1 protein-coding gene is annotated in these 1,135 nt (G+C 43.6%); it reads right to left on the bottom strand.

Features of this window, described 5'->3' with window-relative positions; all coding sequences use genetic code 11:
- Positions 1-1,135, bottom strand: a 1,135-nt coding sequence (locus CBG25_RS03530) for a pyruvate formate lyase family protein (RefSeq protein ID WP_290604556.1), incomplete at both ends; no start/stop codon positions are given.

Raw genomic sequence — 1,135 nt, forward strand, 5'->3', positions numbered from 1 at the left:
TTCATGACATTAACGTTTAGATGTTGCCCACCTTCAATATTGGCTTCATGGTGGAAATAACCATCCATCAGTCCGGCCAGATTGGTTTTACGTACCTCATCATCTTTACCTAATGCGTTAGGCACAATAGAAAAAGTATAAGAGATACCGTCTTTGGCGTAAGCAAAGGGTAATTTTGCCACCGAAGTCAGAGAGGCGACCGCTCCTTTCTGATCACGGCCGTGCATTGGGTTAGCACCTGGGCCAAAAGGTGCACCAGCGCGGCGGCCATCAGGAGTATTACCGGTTTTTTTACCATAGACCACATTCGAGGTAATGGTTAGAATTGATTGCGTTGGCACAGCATTGCGGTAAGTCCGTAATTGCTGGATCTTCTTCATGAAGCGTTCGACTAAATCGCAAGCAATATCGTCGACCCGATTATCATTATTACCAAATTGTGGATATTCGCCGGTAATATTAAAATCAATCGCAACACCATCTTCATCACGGACAGGCGAAACTTTGGCATATTTAATCGCTGATAATGAGTCAGCGGCAACGGAAAGACCCGCAATACCACACGCCATGGTACGATAAACATCGCGATCATGCAGTGCCATCAAGGCTGCTTCGTAGCTATATTTATCATGCATATAGTGAATGACATTCAACGCAGTTACATATTGCGTGGCTAGCCAATCCATGAAGTGATCCATTCTGTCCATTACTACATCAAAATTGAGTACATCATCGGTAATGGCAGGCATTTTAGGACCAACTTGCAGTTTAGATTTTTCATCAATACCACCATTAATGGTATATAACAATGTTTTGGCCAAGTTTGCGCGTGCGCCGAAAAATTGCATCTGTTTACCGACGATCATCGGACTGACACAGCAGGCAATCGCATAGTCATCATTGTCAAAGTCTGGTCGCATCAAATCATCGTTTTCATACTGAATTGATGAAGTATCAATAGACACTTTGGCGGCAAATTTTTTGAAATTCAGTGGCAGCTTTTCTGACCAAAGAATTGTCATATTGGGTTCCGGAGAAGGACCCATCGTATATAGCGTATTGAGGAAACGATAAGTATTTTTTGACACTAAGGTACGTCCATCGACGCCCATACCAGCCAGTGACTCGGTTGCCC

Origin of the sequence: Arsenophonus sp. ENCA, assembly GCF_002287155.1 — a bacterium.
GTDB classification, from domain to species: Bacteria; Pseudomonadota; Gammaproteobacteria; order Enterobacterales; family Enterobacteriaceae; genus Arsenophonus; species Arsenophonus nilaparvatae.